The 20,888-nt window shown below is 63.2% G+C and carries 22 protein-coding genes; 20 read left to right on the top strand and 2 right to left on the bottom strand.

What is annotated here, in order from left to right; all coding sequences use genetic code 11:
- The first annotated feature begins 1 nt into the window (after position 1).
- Both flhA and IEW00_RS01960 read left to right on the top strand, forming a co-directional pair.
- Positions 2-2,113, top strand: a complete 2,112-nt coding sequence (gene flhA, locus IEW00_RS01965; RefSeq protein ID WP_188512674.1) for a flagellar biosynthesis protein FlhA — start codon at positions 2-4, stop codon at positions 2,111-2,113.
- Positions 2,114-2,161: 48 nt separating this feature from the next.
- Positions 2,162-2,887, top strand: coding sequence for a sigma-70 family RNA polymerase sigma factor (locus tag IEW00_RS01960; RefSeq protein WP_188512673.1), 726 nt, complete (start codon positions 2,162-2,164; stop codon positions 2,885-2,887).
- A gap of 312 nt (positions 2,888-3,199) precedes the next feature.
- On the opposite strand, the gene IEW00_RS01955 is transcribed toward IEW00_RS01960, so the two are convergent.
- Entirely contained in the window at positions 3,200-4,012 is an 813-nt protein-coding gene (locus IEW00_RS01955) for a flagellin N-terminal helical domain-containing protein (RefSeq protein WP_188512672.1), read from the bottom strand.
- 374 nt (positions 4,013-4,386) lie between these two features.
- Here IEW00_RS01955 and IEW00_RS01950 point away from each other — a divergent pair, with 374 nt between their 5' ends.
- The 18 genes from IEW00_RS01950 (at position 4,387) to IEW00_RS01865 (ending at position 20,200) form a co-directional block, all read left to right on the top strand.
- The gene (locus tag IEW00_RS01950) at positions 4,387-5,706 is read left to right on the top strand and encodes a sigma-54 interaction domain-containing protein (protein WP_188512671.1); all 1,320 of its coding nucleotides are present in this window, start codon (positions 4,387-4,389) and stop codon (positions 5,704-5,706) included.
- 22 nt (positions 5,707-5,728) lie between these two features.
- Complete coding sequence (gene fliE / locus IEW00_RS01945) at positions 5,729-6,070, top strand: flagellar hook-basal body complex protein FliE (RefSeq protein WP_188512670.1); 342 nt, start codon at positions 5,729-5,731, stop codon at positions 6,068-6,070.
- Between the two features lie 3 nt (positions 6,071-6,073).
- Positions 6,074-7,846 (top strand): flagellar basal-body MS-ring/collar protein FliF, encoded by a 1,773-nt coding sequence (gene fliF / locus IEW00_RS01940; RefSeq protein ID WP_188512669.1) that lies wholly within the window; start codon positions 6,074-6,076, stop codon positions 7,844-7,846.
- Positions 7,839-8,885, top strand: a complete 1,047-nt coding sequence (gene fliG, locus IEW00_RS01935; protein WP_188512668.1) for a flagellar motor switch protein FliG — start codon at positions 7,839-7,841, stop codon at positions 8,883-8,885. The genes fliF and fliG overlap by 8 nt, the downstream gene beginning before the upstream one ends.
- Complete coding sequence (locus IEW00_RS01930; RefSeq protein ID WP_188512667.1) at positions 8,878-9,558, top strand: FliH/SctL family protein; 681 nt, start codon at positions 8,878-8,880, stop codon at positions 9,556-9,558. Before fliG ends, IEW00_RS01930 begins: the two co-directional genes overlap by 8 nt.
- Positions 9,555-10,886 carry a FliI/YscN family ATPase gene (locus IEW00_RS01925; RefSeq protein ID WP_188512666.1) on the top strand — a complete coding sequence of 444 codons (1,332 nt, stop codon included), beginning with the start codon at positions 9,555-9,557 and terminating at the stop codon, positions 10,884-10,886. The genes IEW00_RS01930 and IEW00_RS01925 overlap by 4 nt, the downstream gene beginning before the upstream one ends.
- Positions 10,883-11,308 (top strand): hypothetical protein, encoded by a 426-nt coding sequence (locus IEW00_RS01920; RefSeq protein WP_188512665.1) that lies wholly within the window; start codon positions 10,883-10,885, stop codon positions 11,306-11,308. The genes IEW00_RS01925 and IEW00_RS01920 overlap by 4 nt, the downstream gene beginning before the upstream one ends.
- Complete coding sequence (locus tag IEW00_RS01915) at positions 11,305-12,735, top strand: flagellar hook-length control protein FliK (protein WP_188512664.1); 1,431 nt, start codon at positions 11,305-11,307, stop codon at positions 12,733-12,735. Before IEW00_RS01920 ends, IEW00_RS01915 begins: the two co-directional genes overlap by 4 nt.
- 37 nt (positions 12,736-12,772) lie before the next feature.
- Entirely contained in the window at positions 12,773-13,339 is a 567-nt protein-coding gene (locus IEW00_RS01910) for a flagellar basal body-associated FliL family protein (protein ID WP_188512663.1), read from the top strand.
- Positions 13,340-13,373: 34 nt separating this feature from the next.
- Complete coding sequence (locus tag IEW00_RS01905; RefSeq protein ID WP_188512662.1) at positions 13,374-14,318, top strand: flagellar motor switch protein FliM; 945 nt, start codon at positions 13,374-13,376, stop codon at positions 14,316-14,318.
- Between the two features lie 6 nt (positions 14,319-14,324).
- A complete protein-coding gene (gene fliN, locus IEW00_RS01900) occupies positions 14,325-14,675 on the top strand; it encodes a flagellar motor switch protein FliN (protein WP_188512661.1) in 351 nt (116 codons plus the stop codon).
- An 11-nt stretch (positions 14,676-14,686) separates the two neighbouring features.
- Entirely contained in the window at positions 14,687-15,100 is a 414-nt protein-coding gene (locus IEW00_RS01895; protein WP_308419303.1) for a FliO/MopB family protein, read from the top strand.
- Complete coding sequence (gene fliP / locus IEW00_RS01890) at positions 15,097-15,990, top strand: flagellar type III secretion system pore protein FliP (protein ID WP_229736752.1); 894 nt, start codon at positions 15,097-15,099, stop codon at positions 15,988-15,990. The genes IEW00_RS01895 and fliP overlap by 4 nt, the downstream gene beginning before the upstream one ends.
- A gap of 135 nt (positions 15,991-16,125) precedes the next feature.
- Positions 16,126-16,398 (top strand): flagellar biosynthetic protein FliQ, encoded by a 273-nt coding sequence (locus tag IEW00_RS01885; protein ID WP_188512660.1) that lies wholly within the window; start codon positions 16,126-16,128, stop codon positions 16,396-16,398.
- A complete protein-coding gene (fliR, locus tag IEW00_RS01880) occupies positions 16,395-17,174 on the top strand; it encodes a flagellar biosynthetic protein FliR (RefSeq protein ID WP_188512659.1) in 780 nt (259 codons plus the stop codon). Before IEW00_RS01885 ends, fliR begins: the two co-directional genes overlap by 4 nt.
- A gap of 4 nt (positions 17,175-17,178) precedes the next feature.
- Positions 17,179-18,321, top strand: a complete 1,143-nt coding sequence (locus IEW00_RS01875; RefSeq protein WP_188512658.1) for an EscU/YscU/HrcU family type III secretion system export apparatus switch protein — start codon at positions 17,179-17,181, stop codon at positions 18,319-18,321.
- 60 nt (positions 18,322-18,381) lie between these two features.
- The gene (gene fliD / locus IEW00_RS01870; protein ID WP_188512657.1) at positions 18,382-19,782 is read left to right on the top strand and encodes a flagellar filament capping protein FliD; all 1,401 of its coding nucleotides are present in this window, start codon (positions 18,382-18,384) and stop codon (positions 19,780-19,782) included.
- Positions 19,783-19,807: 25 nt separating this feature from the next.
- Complete coding sequence (locus IEW00_RS01865) at positions 19,808-20,200, top strand: flagellar export chaperone FliS (protein ID WP_188512656.1); 393 nt, start codon at positions 19,808-19,810, stop codon at positions 20,198-20,200.
- Between the two features lie 6 nt (positions 20,201-20,206).
- Here the strand turns inward: IEW00_RS01865 and IEW00_RS01860 are convergent, their stop codons facing one another.
- Positions 20,207-20,884 carry a COQ9 family protein gene (locus IEW00_RS01860; RefSeq protein WP_188512655.1) on the bottom strand — a complete coding sequence of 226 codons (678 nt, stop codon included), beginning with the start codon at positions 20,882-20,884 and terminating at the stop codon, positions 20,207-20,209.
- Positions 20,885-20,888: the final 4 nt, after the last annotated feature.

The following is a 20,888-nucleotide window of genomic DNA, read 5'->3' as shown; positions in this document are numbered from 1 at the left end:
CATGACACCTGCCCCCTCCAAGCTTGGCAGTATCCTAGCGATGTCGCGCGGCGCGATCCTGCCGTTGACGACGCTGCTGCTGGTGGTGTTCCTGATCCTGCCGGTGCCTGCACTGGTGCTCGACATCGGGTTTATCTTCAACATCATGATCAGCCTTGCGGTGCTGATGGTCGCGCTCAACGTTACCAAGCCGCTCGACTTTTCCAGCTTCCCCACGGTGCTGCTGTTCGCGACGCTGCTGCGTCTCGGGCTCAACGTCGCCTCGACCCGTGTCGTGCTGGTCAACGGTCATGAGGGCGGCGCGGCGGCAGGGCATGTCATCGAGGCGTTCGGCAGCCTGCTGATCGGCGGCGACTATATCGTCGGCATCTTCGTGTTCGCGATTTTGATGATTATCAACCTCGTCGTCATCACCAAGGGCGCGGGCCGCGTGTCCGAAGTGTCGGCGCGTTTCACCCTCGATGCGATGCCCGGCAAGCAGATGGCAATCGACGCCGATCTCAACGCCGGCCTGATGACTCCCGATGAAGCCAAAGCCCGCCGGGTCGAGGTCGCCACCGAAGCCGATTTCTACGGTTCGATGGACGGCGCCTCCAAGTTCGTGAAGGGTGATGCGGTCGCAGGCGTACTGATCCTAGTCGTCAACATCATCGGCGGCATCATCCTGGGGATGGTCAGCCACGGCCTGTCGATCAGCGAAGCGGCATCCAATTACACCATGCTCGCCATCGGCGACGCGCTGGTGGCACAGGTCCCTGCGCTGCTGCTGTCGATCGCCGCCGCCTCGATCGTCACCCGCGTCAATTCCCCTTTCGATCTTCCCGGCCAGATTTCGGGCCAGTTCGGCATCGCCAAGGCCTGGGTTCCGGTCGCTGCGATCCTGGGCATCATGGGGCTGCTCCCTGGAATGCCGCACATGATCATCCTGCCTGCGGCCGCTGTTGCCGGGTTTATCGCGTGGAAGCTGTCGCGGCCCAAGCCGCCGGTGGTCGAGGACGCCGCCCCCGCAGCGCCGGAAAACCCCAACGCCATCGACTGGCAGGACGTATCCGACGGCGCGATGCTGGGTATCGATGTCGGCTATGGCCTGGTGCCGTTGGTTGATGAACGCCGCGATGCGCCGCTGATGCGCCGCGTCACTGGCATCCGCAAGCAGATATCCAAGGAGCTGGGCTTCGTCATTCCGCTGGTGCGGATCAAGGACGACATGAGCCTGCCCGCCAACAGCTATCGCATCACCATCGGCGGCACGATCGTTGCCGAAGACGAAATCTGGCCCGACGACCTGCTTGCGCTCGACAGCGGCGATATCGACACGCCGATCAGTGGCCGGGCATGCAAGGACCCAACCTTCGGCATGGACGCAGTCTGGATTCCTGCCGACCTGCGTGCCGAGGCGATCGTCGTCGGCTACACCGTGGTCGATGCCGCCACCGTGATGGCAACCCATCTCAACCAGATGGTCCGCCTCAATGCCGCGCAACTGTTCGGCATGGACGAAACCAAAAAGCTGCTCGAAACGCTCAAGGAAAGCTCGCCCGAACTTGTCGATGGCCTGACCCCGCAGCCGCTGTCGCTGTTCACCATCTCTGCCGTGTGCCGCGAACTCCTGCGCGAAGGCGTTCCGCTCAAGGACTTCCGCCGGATCTGCTCGGCGATGGTCGAGGCAGCAGGCGAGGGCACCAGTGTTGCGCAAATCGTCGAAGGCGTGCGTCAGCGGATCGGATCGATCATCATCCAGTCGCTGGTGCCGGTGAACCTGCCGCTACCCGTGGTAACGCTCGATGCCGAGCTCGAGACTTTGCTCGCACAGTCGCTGCGGGTGGCTGGGGATGCTTCCTTCCCGATCGAACCGGGTCTGGCGCAGCGCATCCTCGGCGCGATCGAGCAGGCCGCGCGTCCGCTGATGCTCGAACAGCGCAACTATGCGCTGGTCACATCGCCGCTGGCGCGCAAGCCGCTGGCCGACCTGCTGCGCCCGCGCTTCCCCGATACGCCGGTGCTCTCGTTCCGCGAGCTGCCCGACGACAAGCCGGTCGAGGTGGTCGCCACCGTTGGCGGGCAGACTCAGTACCGCGCGCCCCAGGCCGAACATTCCTTCTCGCGCGGTTGACTTCCGGACCGCCGCAGCCCGCCATTTTTATGAAGCTGGACAGATAACATGCAGCAACTTCCCATCGAGACGATCACTTATGGCCGTAAGCCTGCCGCGATTGCGCCGGGCCAGCTGATCGAGGCGCACCTGCCTCTGGTCCGCAAGTTGGCCTGGCACGTGCGCGGCATGGCGCCGGGCGTGATCGAGATCGAGGACCTGATCCAGATCGGCATGGTCGCGCTGGTCGAGGCGGCGAACCATTATGAGGATCGCGGCCATGGCTTTGCGACATATGCCAGCATGCGCATTCGCGGCGCGCTGATCGATCATTTGCGATCAAACAGCAACATGTGCCGCTCGGCGATGGATTTCCGCAAGAAACTGCGCCGCGCGCAGGAACAACTGGTCCGCCAGTTGGGCCGCAACCCCACCGAAGGCGAGGTCGCTACCGCGCTGGGGATGGATGCGGCCGAATATCGCATGCGTTCAGACGCTGCGCAGGACGTGCGTTTTGAATCGATGGACGAGGTCTATTCCGAGCATTCGATGTGGTTTGCCGACAGCGAGGATTCTGCCGAAACCCGGATGGAGGCGGATAACCTCAAGCAGTTGCTCAACGCCAGTATCGGCACGCTCAAGGAGCGCGAGCAGCTAATCCTGCAGCTGCATTACATCGAGGAAATGAACCTTGACGAAATCGGCCTGATCCTCGGCATCACCGCCGCACGCGTTTGCCAGATCAAGAAGGCCGCACTGGAAAAGCTGCGCAAAAGGCTGGCGAGCTCGCGGTGAAAAAAAATCCTCCCCGAGCTCGTCTCGGGACGGGGGACCGCGTCGCGGTGGAGGGGCGGCGGGATCGCACCAACGCTAGGCCAGGTGATATCCCGCTGCCCCTCCACCATTCGCTGCGCAAACGGTCCCCCTCCCCCAGCAGGCTGTGGGAGGATCTGAACTTTTCCTCACCCCCAAAACACGAAAAACCCCCTTCCCGATTTTACGGGGAAGGGGGTTGATCGAGAATTCGAAAGGCTCAGGCTAGTGAGTTGTCGTAAAATAGCCGTTGCGGAGCCTTTACGGTTGAGTTTGGAACTGGTTCCCGACCGATTAACGGATCAGGCTCAGAACGCCCTGCTGGCTCTGGTTCGCCTGGGCAAGCATCGCGGTCGATGCCTGGCTCAGGATCTGGGCCTTGGCGAGCTGGGTCGATTCTTCCGAGAAGTTGGCGTCCTGGATCCGCGAACGGGCGTCCGAGAGGTTGGTCGCACGGTTGACGAGGCTGGCAACGGTCGCCTGCAGACGGTTCTGGCCCGCACCCAGCTTGGCCTGTGCGGTGGTCAGAGTGGTCAGCGCCGTATCGAGAGCAGTCAGCGCGGTTCCAGCACCAGCCGTAGTGGAGATGTCGGTGCCCGTCAGAGCCAAGCCGGCTACGTCGACGGCGGTGAGGTCGATATCGATGGTGTCGCCGGACTTGATGCCTGTCTGAATGGCCACCGTGCCGGTGGCGCTCAGCAGGGCAACGCCGTTGAAATCGGTCTTCGACGCGACTTCACCAACCTGCGCCAGAAGCGCGGTGACTTCCTGCTGGAGATTGGCGCGGTCGTCGGTACCCAGTGTGCCCGTGGCAGACTGAACCGCCAGTTCACGCATACGCTGCACCATGTTGGTGATTTCGTTCATGCCGCCTTCTGCGGTCTGCACCAGCGAGATACCGTCGTTCGCGTTACGAACAGCCTGGTTCAGGCCGCGGATCTGCGAGGTCATGCGGGTGGCGATCGAGTTGCCGGCGGCATCGTCAGCTGCCGAGTTGATGCGCTTGCCGGTCGACAGGCGGTCGATCGCCTTCGACAGGCTGTTCTGCGCGTTGGTCGAGGCATAAGAAGCACGCATCGCCGCGACGTTGGTTCCGATAACAGTCATCTGTTGTTCCTTTCAGTTCTAAATCGGGGCGGCTCGGTCCCACCAAAGCGGCCTCGAAAGCGTTAACGGCGCTTGGCAAGGTCCCTTAAGAAAAATCGATCTGGTTTTTTCCGGTGACACAAACGGGTGAGGGAGACGGGGTCATTCCACCAACGCTTTTCGTGCATGCGTCAAAAACCCGTTGCCGGTTCCTTGACTGCTCGCGTCAATAAAATGACGCTGGGGGTAACCTCTTATTATAGAGGCATCTCAGACCCGCGTGTTCGCAGGGGCAATATATTTTTATGTTTCTGGCACGGCCCTTGCTTCAGTGAACGGTGCGGGGCTTCTTTTAACGGCAGTCTCCGCGATCCATTAAGTCGGGGGACTGAAAAATGATCGAATGCACACTCAGCGAGGCTGTTCGCACGAACCTGCCGATGCTGGAAAGCTGGCTCAAATCGGCCTGGATCAATCCGGTCGCGGTGGCAAACGCCGCAGGCACGGTGAAGGTGCTGATGGCACAGGAAATCGGCTCGGCCAGCCATCGTGACATTCTTGTCGACCTGCGCGCCGATACTTCTGGCGCTGCGCCGCAACTGGTGCGCGCCGCCAACGGTCTTCCCGCCCGTATTGCTTTCGGCTTTGACGACATGCCGCTCGGCTTCGCGCTGATCGCCGAACTGCTGCGCGCAGGGCGCGGTCCAGCCGTGGGCGAGCCTGCAATGGCCAAGCTGATGGGCTATGCCGCGCGCATCGCCCGCAGCGAGGCTGCCGTCCTGATCCAGGGCGAAACCGGCACCGGCAAGGAGGGCATGGCCCGCTTGGTGCATGATCAAAGCCCCCGCGCCAAGGGTCCCTTCATCGCGGTCAACTGCGCTGCGCTGCCTGAAACCATGGTCGAGGCGATCCTGTTCGGTCACAAGAAGGGTGCCTTCACCGGCGCGTCCGCCGATGGCGAAGGCCTGTTTCGGGCTGCCGATGGCGGCACATTGTTTCTCGACGAGATCACCGAACTTCCCCTCGCACTGCAGGCCAAGCTGCTGCGCGCGCTGCAGGAAGGCGAGGTTCTACCCGTCGGCGAAACCCGTTCGGTCAAGGTCGATGTCCGCATCGTCACCGCCGCCAACCGCGATGCTGCCGATCTGGTGGCTGCGGGTGAATTTCGCGAAGACCTTTACTGGCGCCTCAACGTGATGCCGATCGCGCTGCCCCGACTTGCCGATCGTCGTCAGGATATCCGCGCGATCGCCGCTGCGATGCTGATCCGCATGCAGGGCGATGCAGGCGAGTTCGCCTGGTTGAGCGCCGAGGCACTCGAAACCCTTCAGGCGCACAGCTGGCCGGGCAATGCCCGCGAGCTGGGCAACGTGCTGCAGCGCGCGCTGGTGTTGCGCGATGGTGACGCGATCGAAGTCGAGGACCTGGGTCTTGCGCCTGCTCGCCTGTTTACTGCGCCTGCCACTCTGGCTGGCGCACCTGCACCTGCCGTGTCCGGCCCCCGCGCCGACCCGGTGCCTGCTGCAGGCACGGTCAAGCTGATGCGCGCGGGCGATCTGCACAGCCTGTCGCGCGCCGTCGAACATGATGCGATCCAGCAGGTGCTTGACGAGAACGGCGGCAACCGCCGCGAAACCGCCCGGATGCTGGGCATCTCCGAACGCACGCTGCGCTATCGGCTCGCCAATATGCGCGAGCTGGCAGCCGCCGCGTGAAGGGCCTGAGAGGAGCTAAGCCATGAGCAACATCAGCAGCACCATTATGGCGGCGCGCAACGCGATCCTCCAGCAGAACAGCGCGCTGCAGCAGCTGTCCAAGAAATCCCCGATGCTGGGCACCGAGGCGACCGAGACCAAGCCCGACGGCTTTGCCGGAACGCTCAAGACTGCGCTCGACCAGGTCAACCAGGTCCAGCACACGTCTTCGGATGCGGCGACATCATACGAAATGGGCCAGACCACCGACATAGCTGCGGTGATGATGGCCAAGCAGAAGGCGTCGATCGGTTTCGAAGCGACACTTCAGGTCCGTAACAAATTGCTGTCCGCGTATCAGGACATCATGAACATGCCGGTATAATCCATGTCAGAGATTACCATCACCCCCAACTCATCAGACGGCGCAGCCCTCGCCCCTTCGCCCATAATCATGGGTGGATCAGGCGCTGCGGGGCGCGTGCTGGGTGGCACCGCCATCCCGGAGCAGGTCCGCAACTTCGTGGCCCAACCCGCGGTCGCCAAGGCGATGCCACTGCTCGGCTTCATGGGGGTCGTCATGCTGGCGATCATGGCATGGGCAGCCTTGCGCGAACCACCCCAGCGCGATCTGTTTCGCGGGCTTCCCGACAGCGACAAGGCTGCGGTGATTTCGGCGCTCGATGGATCGACCATTCCCTACAGCTTCGAGGAACGCTCGGGCACGATCATGGTGTCCGAAGATGATTACCATCAGGCAAAGATTGCGCTGGCCGCCCAGGGCCTGCCCAAGAGCGCACCGAGCGGCGACGAGCTGATCTCTTCGATGCCGATGGGCGCCAGCCGCGCAGTGGAGAACGAAAAGCTCCGCGCCGCACGCGAGCTTGACCTTGCGCGCAGCATCGAGGCGATGGACTCGGTCGTTTCGGCACGGGTCCATCTGGCCGTCGAGCCGCCAAGCATCTTCATCCGCGATCGCAATGAGCCCGCCGCATCGGTGGTGCTGCAGCTTGCCGATGCGGGTCGTCTGCCCGAATCGCAGGTGCAGGCAATCGTCCACCTTGTGGCAAGCTCGGTCCCCGGGCTTTCGGCCGAAAACGTGTCGCTGGTCGATCAGAATGGTCGTCTGCTTTCGAGCAATTCGAAGAGCAGCAGCATGGACGAGGCCGAGCGCCAGATCGAGGTCAAGGAAACCATCGAGGAACGCTATCGCCGCCAGCTGACCGCCTTGCTGACCCCGATGCTGGGTGCGGGCAATTTTGTCGCCGAAGTTTCGACCGAAGTGAATTTTGCCGAGCGGCAGGCGACGACCGAATCGTTCCCCGCTGACGAGGCGCGGGTGCGCAGCGAACAGACCGTCACCTCGACCGAGGCCCAGCCTGCTCCTGCAGGCGGTGTCCCCGGCGCGCTGGCCAATCAGCCGCCAGCCGACCCCAATATGGCGATCGAACCCGGTGCGGAGCTGGCAGGAGCTGAAGGCGCTGCCCCCGGCCAGACCACCACCCGCAACGAACAGGTCAACCGCAACTTCGAACTCGGCCGCGAGGTCGCCGTGACCCGCGAGCCTTCGGGCAAGGTCACGCGCATCTCGGTCGCCGTCGCGGTCAAGAACCTGGCCGGCGGCAAGGAGCGCAGCGCAGCCGAAATCGCCGCAATCGAGGCTCTGGTCAAGGGCGCGATCGGCTTCGATGTCGCGCGTGGTGACCAGGTTGCGATCTCGTCGCGCAACTTCGAACCGGTGACCGAGCTGGAAGTACCTTTCTACGAAACCAGCTGGTTCAACATGCTGGTGCGCAACGTCTCGGCGCTGCTCGTCGCGCTCGCCCTGATCTTCGGCATCGGTCGTCCGCTCCTCAAGCGCTACACCAAGCAGAAGGCCGACGACAAGGAAACTGCGGCACTGACAGCAGCGGATGAAGGCCCAGGAGCGCTGCTCGCCCAGGCGCTGGCCCGTGACGGATCCGATCCGCGCGCAATCGGCCGCACCGCCTCGGATAACGAGCCGGTCACGCTCGACATGATCAACGCAGCGTCGAGCTATCAGGAGCGTGCGCTGCTGATCCAGAACTTCGTGCGGCAGAACCCCGATCACGCCACCTTGGTGGTCCGTGATCTGCTGAAGGGCAGTGCCGATGCCGCCAAGGAGCCGGTCGATGCCTGATCCACTTGACGATTTGGTCGCAGACGGCATCGCGCCGGCAGGCCGTCGCCCGATCCCGGGTGATCACGCCGCCGCCATCCTGATGCTGCTGTTTGCCGAAGAACAGGCTGCCGAAATCCTCACCCGGCTTGAGCCCGAGGAAGTCCGTCAGCTCAGCGAGATCATGTATTCGGTCGCCGATGTCGGTGCCGAGGAGATCAACGAGGTGCTCGATCTGTTCATCGACAAGGCGCGCAACCGCACCACTTTGGGCTACAAGGCCGACGAGCAGATCGAGGGCATGCTAAAGCGCGCGCTGGGTGACCGCCGCGCCGAGACCATGCTCACCCGGGTCGCGCCCAAGAAGACCGGCAACGGGCTCGAGGCGCTGAAATGGATGGACGCGGTGGAAATCGCGTTACTGGTCGAGCACGAACATCCTCAAATTGCCGCAGTCGTGCTGTCTTATCTGAAGCCTGAGGTCGCCGCCAACGTGCTGCAGCTGCTTCCGGCCGAAGTGCAGGAAGACGTGGTTTTCCGGCTTGCCACGCTGGGCCCGGTCAGCGCCGAGGCGCTCGAAACGATCGACGCCCTGCTCGCCAGCCAGGGCGCCAGCCAGCGCAGCGGTGGATCGAGCTCATCGGGCGGTACCTCCGATGCTGCGGCGATCATGAACATCATCAACAAACGCGAAAGCGCGCGCATCATCCGCGCGGTGACCAAGCGCGACAAGGACATCGCCCGCAAGATCGAGGACGAAATGTTCGTCTTTGCCGATCTCCTGCGTCTCGATCCCAAGGATCTGGGCGCGCTGGTACGGTCGATCGATGCCGAAATCCTGGTCCCTGCGCTCAAGGGTGCCGACGACAAACTGCGCGACAAGATGTTCGGCTGCATGTCGAGCCGCGCCGCGCAGTCGATCGCCGACGACATTGCCGATCGTGGCCCGATGCCGCTGTCCGAGGTGCTCGAGGCGCAGAAGGCGATCGTCCAGGCTGCCAAGCGGATGGCCGATGCGGGCGAAATCGTGATCGGCGGAGGTGGCGACGAATATGTCTGATCGTCCGATAACAATCGGTCCCGATGGCGATGCGGCGTTTCTGCCGGTCTGGGACATGCAGGCACCCCCTTCTGTGTTTCGCCCCTCGGCGATGTTCACTGCGATGACGGGCTTTGCCAGCGCCGAGGCGCAGGCTCCGGTGATGGATTTCGACGAAGAGGACGATTTCGATGACGAGCCCATCATCGACGAAGGCCCATCGCCCGAGGAACTGCTGGTGCAAGCCTATGATCAGGGCGTTGCCGATGGCATCGCGCAGGCAGAGGCACAGCTGCAATCGAGCGATGCCGCGACGCAGGCTCTGGCCTTGGCGATTAACGCTCTGCGGCCGCAGCTTTCGCAGGGTCTGTGCGCCATGCTGCTGCATGCGATGAAGCAGATGCTCGAACGCTCGAGCGGCTTTGCCGAGCCCGATGCGGCGGTGCTCGAAAAGCACTGCCAGTCGCTGGCGACCCTGGTCACCCGCGACATGCGCGGTAGCGCGCTGCACGTGCATCCCGATGACCGCAAGCTGCTGGGCGATACCGAATGCGGGCTGGTGCTCACCCCCGACCCGTCGATCCGGCGCGGCACGGTTTCGCTTAACCATGCTGATGGGTGGATTGAGCAAGGAACACAGCCGATGCTCGACGCGCTGCAGGGACTGATCGATGATCTGGAGGGGGACCAATGATCGCCGCACAGGAAGACGCCGTTCGTCAGTTTACCGACAAGGTCGCCGCTCTGGGGGCAGGGCCACGCCGCGTCGGCCGTCTGGTCGCGCATGAAGGCGGAATGCTCGAGGTCACCGGTTTTGATTATCCGATCGGCTATGGCGGATCGGTTCGTGCCGCCGATGGCCGCCGCATCCGTGCCGAGATCGCAGGGTTTCGCGGATCGCGCGCGATGATGGTGCCGCTCGAAAGCGATGCCGCGCTGCGCAGCGGGGCACGGGTCGAACCCGATGCCCAATCGAACATGGCCGTTGTCGGCGAGGCGCTGCTGGGCCGGGTCATCGGGCCGATGGGCGAGCCACTCGACGGTCTTGGCCCGGTGATTGCGCATGATCGCTGGCCGCTGGCGGGCAAGCGCGAGAACGTGCTCAACCGTGGCCGCGTCACCAAGACGATCGATCTGGGTGTGCGCGCGATCAACGCATTGCTCACAGCAGGCCATGGCCAGCGGATCGCGGTGGCAGCAGGCTCGGGCGTCGGCAAATCGGTGCTGATCGGCCAGATAATCGGCTTTGCCGAAGCAGACGTGATCGTCGTCGGGCTGATCGGCGAGCGTGGTCGCGAGGTCAGCGATTTTGTCGAGACCAAGATGTCCGGCCCGATGAAGTCGCGCACCGTGACCGTCGCGGTGCCCGCTGATCATAGCCCGATTCTGCGTCTGCGCGCGGCGTATCGTGCCACCGCGATCGCCGAATATTTCCGCAAGCAAGGCAAGAAGGTGCTGCTGATCATCGACAGCCTCACCCGCATCGCGCACGCACAGCGCGAAATCGGGCTGGCGCTGGGCGAGCCGCCGACGATGAAGGGCTATCCGCCGTCTGCATTGGCGTTGATCCCCAAGCTGGTCGAGCGCGCGGGCAATGACCGCGAAAGCGGCGGGTCGATCACCGCACTGTACACGGTGCTGGCCGATGGCGATGACCTCGACGATCCGGTGGTCGATGGCGCGCGCGCCATCGTCGACGGGCACATCATCCTGTCACGCTCGATGGCCGAGCAGGGCATCTTCCCCGCGATCGATATCGGCAAGTCGTTGAGCCGCGTTGCCACCGACATCATCTCCGACGAGCACCGTCGCGCAATGGCCAATTTCCGCCGGATCTGGTCGGCGTACGAGGAAAATCGCGATCTGCTGCTGATGGGCGCCTATCGCGAAGGGTCTGACGCCAATATCGACGAAGCCGTCGCACGACGGCCCGATCTGCTGGCCTTCATCCGCCAGGCCCCGCACGACCGGATCGATCTCGATGCCAGCGTCGCTGAACTGATGGACGGCTTTGGCGCATGAGCCTGAAGCCCAAATCCTGGCGGCGGGTCCATGCGGTGCGCGATGCGCAGGTGAAGCTTGCGATCGGCGTTGCCGCCACTGCGATGCGCAATGAAGCGACGCTAATGAACAATTCCGACCGGCTCAAGAAGCTGCGCGATGGCGCATTCGAGGCGGCGCACTGCAACACCGGCGCCGCGCTGCACGCCCAGCTCGAGCTGGCGCAGCGGCTGATGCGGGCCGATGGCGAGATCAACGCCGCGCTGGTGCGCGCGCGGCAGCATCTTGCCCAGGTCGAGCGGCAACGCACTGCCGCCTATATCGACCGCGAAACCACATCCAGACTGCTCGACCGGGCAATTGCCCATGCCGACGATACCGCCGACCGCAAGGCCGCGCGGCTGCCGATCCGGCGCAGAATCAAGAAGGAAGCCGAGGAATGAACCAGGACAGGATTGCGACCCGGTCGGGGTCTTCTATGCTATCGCTTTCAGTTGGCACGCTTCCTGCTGTGAAGTCGGGCATGTCGCCTGATACCAACCATTTTGCCAGCCAGCTGGCGCGGATAACCGGAGCGGAGACCGCTGCGAGCGATGCTGCGGCGGCGGGCACTGCTGTATCGGGCACTGCGGTTGGCAGCTTTGCGCAAACACTGGCTCAGGTGCCCGGCGCGCAGCCTGCTGTGGAGCCGATCGCCGCAACCACCGATATTCCGACCTTGCCTGCCGATGCCAGCCCCAGCCAGATCATCGAGGCGGTGTTGAATGGCACGAAGCCTCAACCTGCTGCGCCTATCTCGGGCACTGCCGAGCTTGGCCAGATCGCGCCGCAGGGGATGCCCGAAGCTGTCGATGCCGACGAACTGGCTGCTACCGCGCCCGCTGCGCGTCCGCATCCTGCCGAAAAGCGGGACGAGCCCGTCGATACTGCGGACGACGCCGTACCGATTGCTGCGCCGATCATCGATCCGATGCTCCCGGTGCCCACCCACCCCGAAGCGATGGCGCCGGAGAACGGTACCGCGCGGACCGCGATCAGTGCCTCTCAGCCTCACGCCGGCGCAGCGCTTGAATCACAGACTGCCGCAATTGCCGTGACGGCCGAAGCGACCGACCCGGTCGCAACTGCCGAAGCCGTCCAGTCCGGCCCGGTGCCACTTCCGGTTCAGCGTGCCGTTCAGTCCGCTTCGCAAACCGCTCGTCCCGCACAGGCGCTCGGTGCACTGCTCGATCTGGCCGATCCTGTAGCTGAATCGGCACCACCGACGCCGGTTCTTGAAACGATCGCACCCAAGCCTGTTGATGCCGTTCCGCCATCCTGGGCAGCGGCCTTGAATGCCGTCGGCTCTGCTGGCGCAGGCAATACCGCGCAGGGCCTGACCGCACCGGTCACGACCGGCAGCGCACCTGGAGCGCAGCTGGAAACACTCGCCTTTGACTCCAGCTTCGTCGGCAACATCGAGACCCAGATCGCGCGTGTCGCAGGCGGCGGACAGATGGTCCGGATGCAGATGAGCCCCGAGCACCTCGGCCGGATCGATATCGAGATGCTGGCCGGTCCCATTCGTGACCAGGTCCGCATCGTCACCGAGCATGACGCGGTACGCGATACGCTGGTCCAGTCGCAAATTCGGCTCGAGCAGGACCTGCGCAACAATGGCAATCGCAACACCGATGTCACCGTCGAACTGCGCCAGCAATCTGCGGGCACGTCCACAGGTATGGGCGGCGGTTCGGCGCAACAGCGCGGCCAGTCCGGCTCCGACGCGGGACTAACCCGTGATGGCAACCAGCGCCAGGCCGCGACCGATATGACCGAAGAATCCAAAACCGTCCTGCGTCGCCTAAGCGACAATGTGCGCTACGCCTAACCTCTTGAACACATGACATTCGCTTAAGGATCGACAGATGGCTGAAACCGAAAAGGAACCGAAAAAGAAGGGTGGCTTGGTCAAGAAGCTGCTTATTCCCGTTCTGCTCGTTGCAGTTCTGGGCGGTGGCGGCGCGGCTGCCGGGTTCTTCGCTGCCGGCATGATCGGCGGCGGGGAACATGAAGACCCCAACGCACCCAAGGTGGTGCTGAAGGACGGCAGCACCGTGTCAGCAAAGGCAGCGGGCCTCAAGAACCCGGGATCGGGCACCGAGCTCGACGCCAAGTTCAAGGTCACCTACTTCCCGATCGAGGAACCGTTCACCGCCAACCTGCGCGGCGACACCGGCTTTGCCCAAATGTCGCTCGCAGTCTCGACCTATTTCGATGACAAGATCACCGTGGCGCTGACCGATCACAACATCGCCGTTCGCTCTGCCGTGCTGATGACGATCAGCGAGTTCGATGCGATGCAACTCGAATCGCTCGAGGGCAAGGAACAGCTCAAGGACCAGATCAAGAAGGTCATCAACGAAACCCTGACCGCAAAGACCGGCTTTGGCGGGGTCGAGGACGTCTATTTCACCAGCATCGTGGTTCAGTGACGCGAGTGAGCGTGAGACAGGGCGAAACCAGACCATGAGCAAGGCTAAATCCACCGCATCGCAGGCTGCCGAAAAGCCAGACGACACCGCTGCCCCAGCGGGCGAGCGCCGTCCGGCCGAGCATAGCTTTACGCGTGCGGACGCCGACCAGAAGACCGTCGTTCCGGTCCTGCGCCGCGTCGCCCGGGTGCTGTGCGTCGGTCTGCGCAATGCGCTCGAGCCGATCGCCGGGGTCAAGCTGCGCGTCGATGCGCCCGATCCGGAATTCACCCAGTTCGATATGTGGTGCGACAAGCAGCCCGAATTGGTCAGCATCAGCCAGTTTCAGCTGAGCCCGATGAAGGGCCGGGTGCTGCTGCGGATGGAGCCGGCGATGATTTCGGCGATGCTCGATGCGTTCTTCGGTGGTGCGCCGCGCGAAAGCACGGTGACCAAGAAGGAATTCACCCAGACTGACATCCGCCTGATTGGTCGCATGGCCAAGGTGATCGGCGAGCGGATCGGCAGCGCCTGGAACGAGGTCGGCAGCTTTGCCTGTCATGCTGTGGGGCATGCCAGCAGCATCGATGGTGCGCGGATCGCCGCACCGACGGCGCGCATGGTCCTGCAGCGTTTCCGCCTGACTCTTCCCGGCAACAGCCGCTACGAGATCGAGATCGTCTACCCGCTCGAGGGCCTGCAGGGTGCCGACCAGTGCCTGACGCCTGCCGCCTTTGCAGAAGAGCGCGGACCCGATCCGGCCTGGCGCGACCAGATGGCCACGGTGCTGGCCGATGTCAGCCTTCCCGCGCGATCGGTGCTGGCCCGTCCGGTGCTGACATTGCCCCAGCTGGCCGACCTGAAGCCCGGCGACATCATTCCCATTCCTCCGGCGCGCAACCTGCCGCTGATCATCGGTGACCGCGTGTTCGCACGCGGCAGCCTGGGTGAACAGAACGGCCTGGCCGCGTTCCGCATCGAAACCATAGAAAAAGGATAACGATCCATGAGCGACATGAGCGAAGCCCCGATGCTGGGTGTCCCTGCCAGCCCGATGGACCTGGGCGGCAACGGATTGCATGAGGCGGCAAATCATTACCGCTTTCTTGCCGACATTCCCGTGCGTCTGTCGGTGGAGGTCGGCAGCGTCTCGCTGCGCCTGGCCGAAATCATGGAGCTTGCTGAAGGTTCGGTGGTCGAACTCGACCGCCAGGCCAACGAGCTGCTCGACATCAACGTAAATGGCACGCTGGTTGCAAGAGGGGAAGTTGTCACTGTCGACGGCCGGTTCGGGATCCGGGTGGCCGAGGTGGTGACAAAGAACGTCGGCCAGGCACGGGTCGAACGGCGCGTCTGACAGGGTCTGCATTGTCCCCGTCAGAACGCCGCAAACCCGGCGGCGCGGCGGAGGACAAGAAGCGGACCTGCATGACCTATTACATCATCAAACTCGTCATCATGCTGCCGATCATGGCAGGCATGATCTATGGCAGCCTGTGGCTGTACAAGAAGTACCAGCCCGGCATGATGGCCCGTCTCGACATGGGCAACCAGCAGCGCCACCTCAAGATCGTTGAAACGGTCACCATGGGTGTCTCGGGCAAGCTCGCCGTGGTCGAGTTCGCAGGACAAAGAATTCTGGTTTCGGTGACGCGCGCGCGGATCGATACGATCGCTCGCGCCGATGCCGAACACGGTCCGGCCAGCGTATCACCTCCCCCGGCGACGCTGGCCGGATCAGAGCGCGATCTGCTCGCCGCGTTCAAGGGACGCGGAGCATGAGTGTGCTCTTATCTTCCACAACTCGCTTTTCCGTTTTCCGGCGAAAGCCGGAATCCAGGAGCGGCTACAACACGATCTCGCCCCTGGATTCCGGCTTTCGCCGGAAAACGGGAGGGTTTGCGCTGATCGCTATCGCGATCACGATCCTCGCCCTCTTCCTTACCAACCCCGCCTTCGCCCAGGCCACAGGCCCGGTCGCAGCACCAGGCGCGTCCGAGGCTTTGGGTCGTGCGCTCGATGATGTCGCGGGCGATGGCAAGCCGCTGACGCTCTCCCTGCAGATCCTGGTCCTGATGGGTCTGCTCACCATCTTGCCCTCGATGCTGCTGATGATGACCAGCTTCACGCGGATCATCATCGTGCTCTCGATCCTGCGCCAGGCTTTGGGGCTGCAGCAGACCCCGCCCAACCAGGTGCTGATCGGCCTGTCGCTGTTCCTCTCGATGTTCGTGATGGCGCCGACCTTTACCGAGATCAATTCGCGCGCAGTCGCGCCCTATGCCGCCGATACCATCGAACTGGAAACCGCGATCGAGATTTCAGGGCGCGAATTCCACAAGTTCATGATCAAGCAGACGCGTCAGACCGACCTTAAATTGTTCATGGACCTCGCCAAGGAAAAGGCCTTCGCCCGGCCGCAGGACATTCCGTTCTCGATCCTGCTGCCCGCGTTCGTCACCAGCGAATTGAAGACCGCGTTCCAGATCGGCTTCATGATCTTCCTGCCGTTCCTGGTGATCGACCTTGTCGTCGCCTCGACGCTGATGGCGCTGGGCATGATGATGTTGTCGCCGACGATCATCTCGATGCCGTTCAAGCTGCTCTTGTTCGTGCTGGTCGATGGCTGGGCGCTGACCATGGGCTCGCTCGCCGCATCGTTCGTGACGTGACCGTGATGACCATGGACACCAGCACCGCCCTCCCGTTTGTCCCGAGCGAAGTCGAGGGACGCATGCGCCACCGTTTGACCGACGTCCCTCGACACACTCGGGACAAACGGATCTTGATAGCCATCGGAAACTGACATGGAACAGACCGACTATTTCATCGGCCTTGCGCAGCAGACCTTGTGGATCACCGCGCTTGCCTCTGCGCCGCTGCTGATCCCCGCGCTGCTGGTCGGCGTGCTGCTGGGCATGGTCCAGGCGGCGACCTCGATCAACGAGGCGACCTTGAGCTTCGTGCCCAAGCTGATCGTGCTCGGCATCATCCTGGCGCTGTTCGGCGGATCGATCCTGTATCTGATCGCCGATTTCACCGTCGAGATCTTCAGCCGCATTCCGGATCTGCTGCTGTGATCGCACCGGGCTTTGCCTCTGTCGAAGCGCAATTGTGGATCTGGATCATGGCGATGATCCGGCCCGGGGCCGCGCTGATGGTGGCACCGGTGTTCGGCGCGACCAGCATTCCGTTGCAGGTGCGGATCATTCTGTCGGCGATGATCGGCATTGCCGCTGCCAATTCGGTCGATATCAACCTGCCCGATAGCACGCTGATCAGCTATTCGGGCTTCGTCTTCATTCTGGGTGAAGTCATCTGCGGCGCGGCGATCGGCTTTGCGCTGCAGATCGGCTATTCGGCCGCGTTCGTCGCAGGCGAAGTCATCAGCAACACCATGGGGCTTGGCTTTGCATCGATGAGCGATCCGCAAAGTGGTGCCTCCAGCCCGGTCATCGGCAGCTTCCTGTCGATCATCGCGGTGTTGCTGCTGCTTGCGATGGATGGGCACCTGATGCTGATCGCAATCATCGTCCAAAGCTACGAGGCCTTGCCGCCCGGCAACGCGCTGGTGTCATCGCGCGTGATCTTCAACCTGGTCGAATTTGGCGGCACGCTGTTTTCGATGGGGCTGATCATCGCGCTTCCGGTCGGGGCTGCGCTGATCATCGTGCAATTGGTGATGGCCATGCTGGCTCGCTCTGCACCGCAGCTCAACCTGTTTTCGGTCGGCATTCCGGTGGCGGTGCTCGCAGGGATCATCCTGCTCGCGATGGCAGCGCCCGTGCTCGCCGATGGCATGATGCGCGCGATGGAGCTTGGCCTCGAGCAATCCGAAGTGATGGCGGGAGGCTGACTTTATGGCGGACCAGCCCCCAGGTGGCGGTGAAAAAACCGAAGCACCGACCGAAAAGCGACTGCGCGATTCGGCGGAAAAAGGCGATGTGCTTCAGTCCAAGGAACTGGGCACCGCGATGATCATGATCGTCGGAACCTTCGCCTTCGTGCTGTTTGGTGACGTGATGGTGTCGGCGGTCGCATCGATGTTGCGTGCCGGGCTGGTGTTTGAACTCCACGATGCCACCGATTTCAACATGGGGCAGCGGACCATGACCCTGCTGGCACCGCTGGCTCTGCCGTTCGGCGGGCTGTTCGTGTTCTTGATGCTGGCCGCAGTGGCGACGCCTGCGTCGCTCGGTTCGCTCGGCTTTCGCTGGAGCGCGCTCCAGCCCAAGGCCAGCAAGCTCAATCCCATGGCCGGTCTCAAGCGCATGTTCGGGATGCACGGGCTGATCGAACTGGTGAAATCGATCGCCAAGGTCGGGTTGATGGGCACGGTCGGGGTCGTGATGATCATGACGATGCTGCCGCAGATGGCAGAACTGGGCCATGGCGATGTTCGCGCCGGGATCGGTGCGTTTGGTGAGCTGTTTGCGATCACGATGATGGCGATGGCCGGGTGCCTGGGGCTGATCGCGATGATCGATGTTCCTGCGCAATGGTTCCAGCGCAACCAGAAGCTCAAGATGACCAAGCAGGAAGTCAAGGACGAGCATAAGGAAACCGAAGGCTCGCCTGAGCTCAAGCAGGCGGTGCGGCGGCGGCAGTACGAGATGCTCAACGGGTCGACCCGCAAGGCGGTCGAAGACGCGACCGTTCTGCTGGTCAACCCGACCCATTTTGCGATCGCGCTGCGTTACGACCGACTGAACGATGCCGCGCCCGTGGTGCTGGCGCGCGGACGCGGCGCGATTGCGCAGGTGATGCGCGAACTGGCGATGGAAAAGGGTGTCACCATCCTGCGCTATCCCGAACTGACCCGCGCGATCTATTTCACCTCGAAGCCCGGCGCGATCATCGACGAACGGCTGTACATGGCGGTGGCGACGCTGCTCGCCTTCGTGTTCCGCATCAACGAAAAGATGGACGTCGGCTTTGGCCAGCCCGATCTGGCGGTCCCTGACGACATGCGCTTCGACATGGACGGGAAGCCGCAGAAATGAACGAGAAACGGCTTAAAGCGGGCGCACCTGCGCCGTTAACAGTTTCAAGAGGACACGGTCATGGTCACCAATAGCGGAATATCAAATCTCATCACCGGCTTCACCGGCGTAAACAGCGCATCGCTGGTCAACGATCTGGTGGCGGCGTCGCTGGAACCCAAGCAGGCCGCGGTGCGCGACCGGCAGAACCTCAACCAGGCACGCATCTCTGCGCTCGCCTCGGCGACCTCGGCGCTCGATACCTTCTCCACCGCGCTGACAGAAATCCTCAACGGACGGCAGTTTTCCGGCTCTCTGGTCTCGACCCGGGGCGATCTGGTCGCCGCCAGCTTCATTCCTGGCCAGAAGCCGCAGGGTCTACCCGCAACGGTGCAGGTGACGCAGCTGGCATCGGCTCAGAGCATGGTCTCCGCCGCGTCTTTTGCCGCCAACGCGCAGGTGGGTGAGGGCACGCTGACGATCGCGACGTCCACAGGCAGCTTTAATGTCGTCGTCGATGCAACCAACAACAGCCTTGGCGGCTTGCGCGATGCGATCAACGCCACCGACAGCGGCGTCACCGCCAGCATCGTGACCGACAACAGCGGATCGCGGCTGGTGCTGCGCGGCAAGGAAGGGTCTGCCAACACCTTCACCGTGACCGGGTCGGGCGGTGGCGCGGCGCTCGATGCCTTTGCGTTTCCGCCTGCAGGCGGCGCAGGGATGACCTCGGTCACCGCTGCGACTGACAGCATCGTCAACGTCAACGGCATTCAGGTCACCAACAGCTCGAACCAGATCGACACCGCCGTGCCCGGCGTCCGCATCAATCTGCTGGCGGCGTCTCCAGGAACCAACGTGGTGATCAGCGGCGATCAGCCGACATCGTCGGTCAAGGATGTCGTCAACGAATTCGTCAAGGCTTACAACAGCCTGCGGACTGCGCTCAACGATGCGACCGCGCCAGGGCTGGATGGTGCCAGTGGTGGCCCTTTGGCAGGCGAACGTGCCGCGCGCGACATGATGCGCGCGATGGCATCGCTGACCACCACGCCGCTGTCCGACAGTGGCGCCTACAGGGCGCTTGCCGATATCGGGATCAGCACCGGTCGCGACGGCACGCTGACATTGAACAGCGCCGCGTTCGACCGGGCTCTCGCCGCCGATCCGGAAGGTGTCGCCAGAATGCTTGAACCTGCTACGCCGACCCCGGGCAGTCCTGGCCTCGCCAAGGCGTTCGAGGACGTCAAGACCAGCCTCAAGGCCCCCAGCAGTTCGCTCACGGGTGCGCAGGACCGGCTCAAGAAACTCGCCGCCAGTCTCGCCGAGCAACTCGAAAAGGTCCAGGAAGACAGCGACCGCTATCGCGAGCAGCTGGAAAAAACCTTCGGCGACATGGACCGGCAGCTGACGATCCTGCGGTCAACGCAGAGCTATATCGAGCAGCAGGTTTCTGTCTGGTCCGGCAACAACAACCGCTAAGTACCATAAACGATAAGGGACCGTCATGAGCTTCATCTCCCCCCGGCGCAACATGGGCAGCTACAAGGCCGTCGACACCGTAAGCCGGGTCGAAGGCGCCAGCCCGCATGACCTCGTGTTGATCCTGTTTGATGAGCTGCTGCTGCGCCTCGATGCGTCGGTGCGGCACGCCCAGCGGGGCGAGGGCGTGCCGATGATCCAAGCGCGCGCCCGCGCCTCCGCCATCGTGATCGCGCTCGAAGAGAGCCTGGATTTCAACAAGGGCGGCGAACTGGCGCTCGCGCTGGCGCGGATCTATCGCGAGGCGAGCCGCCGTATCAATGCCGCGATCAGCGTCGACAAGGTCGACCTGCTGATCTCCGCGCGCCAGATGCTCGCCGAAATCGCCGAAGCCTGGCGCACGATCGCGCCGCGGTGATCGGGCTTAGCGCGCCGGGTAGCGCAGACGTCCCAGAAAGCGGGTTAGGCTGAGGCTCTCACCGCCATTGGTCCACTTGGCCTTGGCTTTCTCGAACTGCATGACATTGTCGATCCGGCGCCCCAAAAATGCGTGGGTGTCGGCAAAGTCGGTGCTTTCGTCGTCGAGAAACGCCATCAGTGTCGATCCGTAGACTCCCGACAGGATCATTCGCTTGGAATAATGGTTGTAATCGGTCGCGGTATCGCCCGCCAGTCGCCACATCAGGTCGGCGGTGCGCCACGACAGCTTTGCAGCGCGGCCCAGATTGGAGGGCAGCGCCATGATGGCGGTCGCGCGGCGCAGGGCTTCGCGCTGATGTGCCACTGCTTCGAAACGAAACGCGACCAGCGCGGTGATGCGCTCGCGGATCTTCATACCGGCGATGCGCTCGGCCGGGAACGCCTCGATCATCTGGGCATCGACCTGGGTGATCCACGCCTCGATCATGTCCATCGGACCCTGGTCGAAGGCGAGCTGGGCCAAACCGGCATCGACGCCTTGGCCACTTGCGGCAGCATCGCGCGCTGCGGCTGTCCAACCATCAAACACTGCTTCTTCGGCGATGAACGGAGGCAGAAAAGCCCGCACCTCGTCCAGCGTGGCATCATCGGGCAGGGTATCAAGCTTTGTCGGACGGTACATAAGC

It is taken from the genome of Blastomonas aquatica (genome assembly GCF_014639875.1).
GTDB lineage: Bacteria > Pseudomonadota > Alphaproteobacteria > Sphingomonadales > Sphingomonadaceae > Blastomonas > Blastomonas aquatica.
This window is presented reverse-complemented; position numbering and strand designations above follow the sequence as displayed.

Bases quoted from the DNA above. Each gene is read 5' to 3' on its own strand.
- flhA (WP_188512674.1), top strand. From the start codon at position 2: ATGACACCTGCCCCCTCCAAGCTTGGCAGTATCCTAGCGATGTCGCGC.
- IEW00_RS01960 (WP_188512673.1), top strand. From the start codon at position 2,162: ATGCAGCAACTTCCCATCGAGACGATCACTTATGGCCGTAAGCCTGCC.
- IEW00_RS01955 (WP_188512672.1), bottom strand. From the start codon at position 4,012: ATGACTGTTATCGGAACCAACGTCGCGGCGATGCGTGCTTCTTATGCC.
- IEW00_RS01950 (WP_188512671.1), top strand. From the start codon at position 4,387: ATGATCGAATGCACACTCAGCGAGGCTGTTCGCACGAACCTGCCGATG.
- fliE (WP_188512670.1), top strand. From the start codon at position 5,729: ATGAGCAACATCAGCAGCACCATTATGGCGGCGCGCAACGCGATCCTC.
- fliF (WP_188512669.1), top strand. From the start codon at position 6,074: ATGTCAGAGATTACCATCACCCCCAACTCATCAGACGGCGCAGCCCTC.
- fliG (WP_188512668.1), top strand. From the start codon at position 7,839: ATGCCTGATCCACTTGACGATTTGGTCGCAGACGGCATCGCGCCGGCA.
- IEW00_RS01930 (WP_188512667.1), top strand. From the start codon at position 8,878: ATGTCTGATCGTCCGATAACAATCGGTCCCGATGGCGATGCGGCGTTT.
- IEW00_RS01925 (WP_188512666.1), top strand. From the start codon at position 9,555: ATGATCGCCGCACAGGAAGACGCCGTTCGTCAGTTTACCGACAAGGTC.
- IEW00_RS01920 (WP_188512665.1), top strand. From the start codon at position 10,883: ATGAGCCTGAAGCCCAAATCCTGGCGGCGGGTCCATGCGGTGCGCGAT.
- IEW00_RS01915 (WP_188512664.1), top strand. From the start codon at position 11,305: ATGAACCAGGACAGGATTGCGACCCGGTCGGGGTCTTCTATGCTATCG.
- IEW00_RS01910 (WP_188512663.1), top strand. From the start codon at position 12,773: ATGGCTGAAACCGAAAAGGAACCGAAAAAGAAGGGTGGCTTGGTCAAG.
- IEW00_RS01905 (WP_188512662.1), top strand. From the start codon at position 13,374: ATGAGCAAGGCTAAATCCACCGCATCGCAGGCTGCCGAAAAGCCAGAC.
- fliN (WP_188512661.1), top strand. From the start codon at position 14,325: ATGAGCGACATGAGCGAAGCCCCGATGCTGGGTGTCCCTGCCAGCCCG.
- fliP (WP_229736752.1), top strand. From the start codon at position 15,097: ATGAGTGTGCTCTTATCTTCCACAACTCGCTTTTCCGTTTTCCGGCGA.
- IEW00_RS01885 (WP_188512660.1), top strand. From the start codon at position 16,126: ATGGAACAGACCGACTATTTCATCGGCCTTGCGCAGCAGACCTTGTGG.
- IEW00_RS01875 (WP_188512658.1), top strand. From the start codon at position 17,179: ATGGCGGACCAGCCCCCAGGTGGCGGTGAAAAAACCGAAGCACCGACC.
- fliD (WP_188512657.1), top strand. From the start codon at position 18,382: ATGGTCACCAATAGCGGAATATCAAATCTCATCACCGGCTTCACCGGC.
- IEW00_RS01865 (WP_188512656.1), top strand. From the start codon at position 19,808: ATGAGCTTCATCTCCCCCCGGCGCAACATGGGCAGCTACAAGGCCGTC.
- IEW00_RS01860 (WP_188512655.1), bottom strand. From the start codon at position 20,884: ATGTACCGTCCGACAAAGCTTGATACCCTGCCCGATGATGCCACGCTG.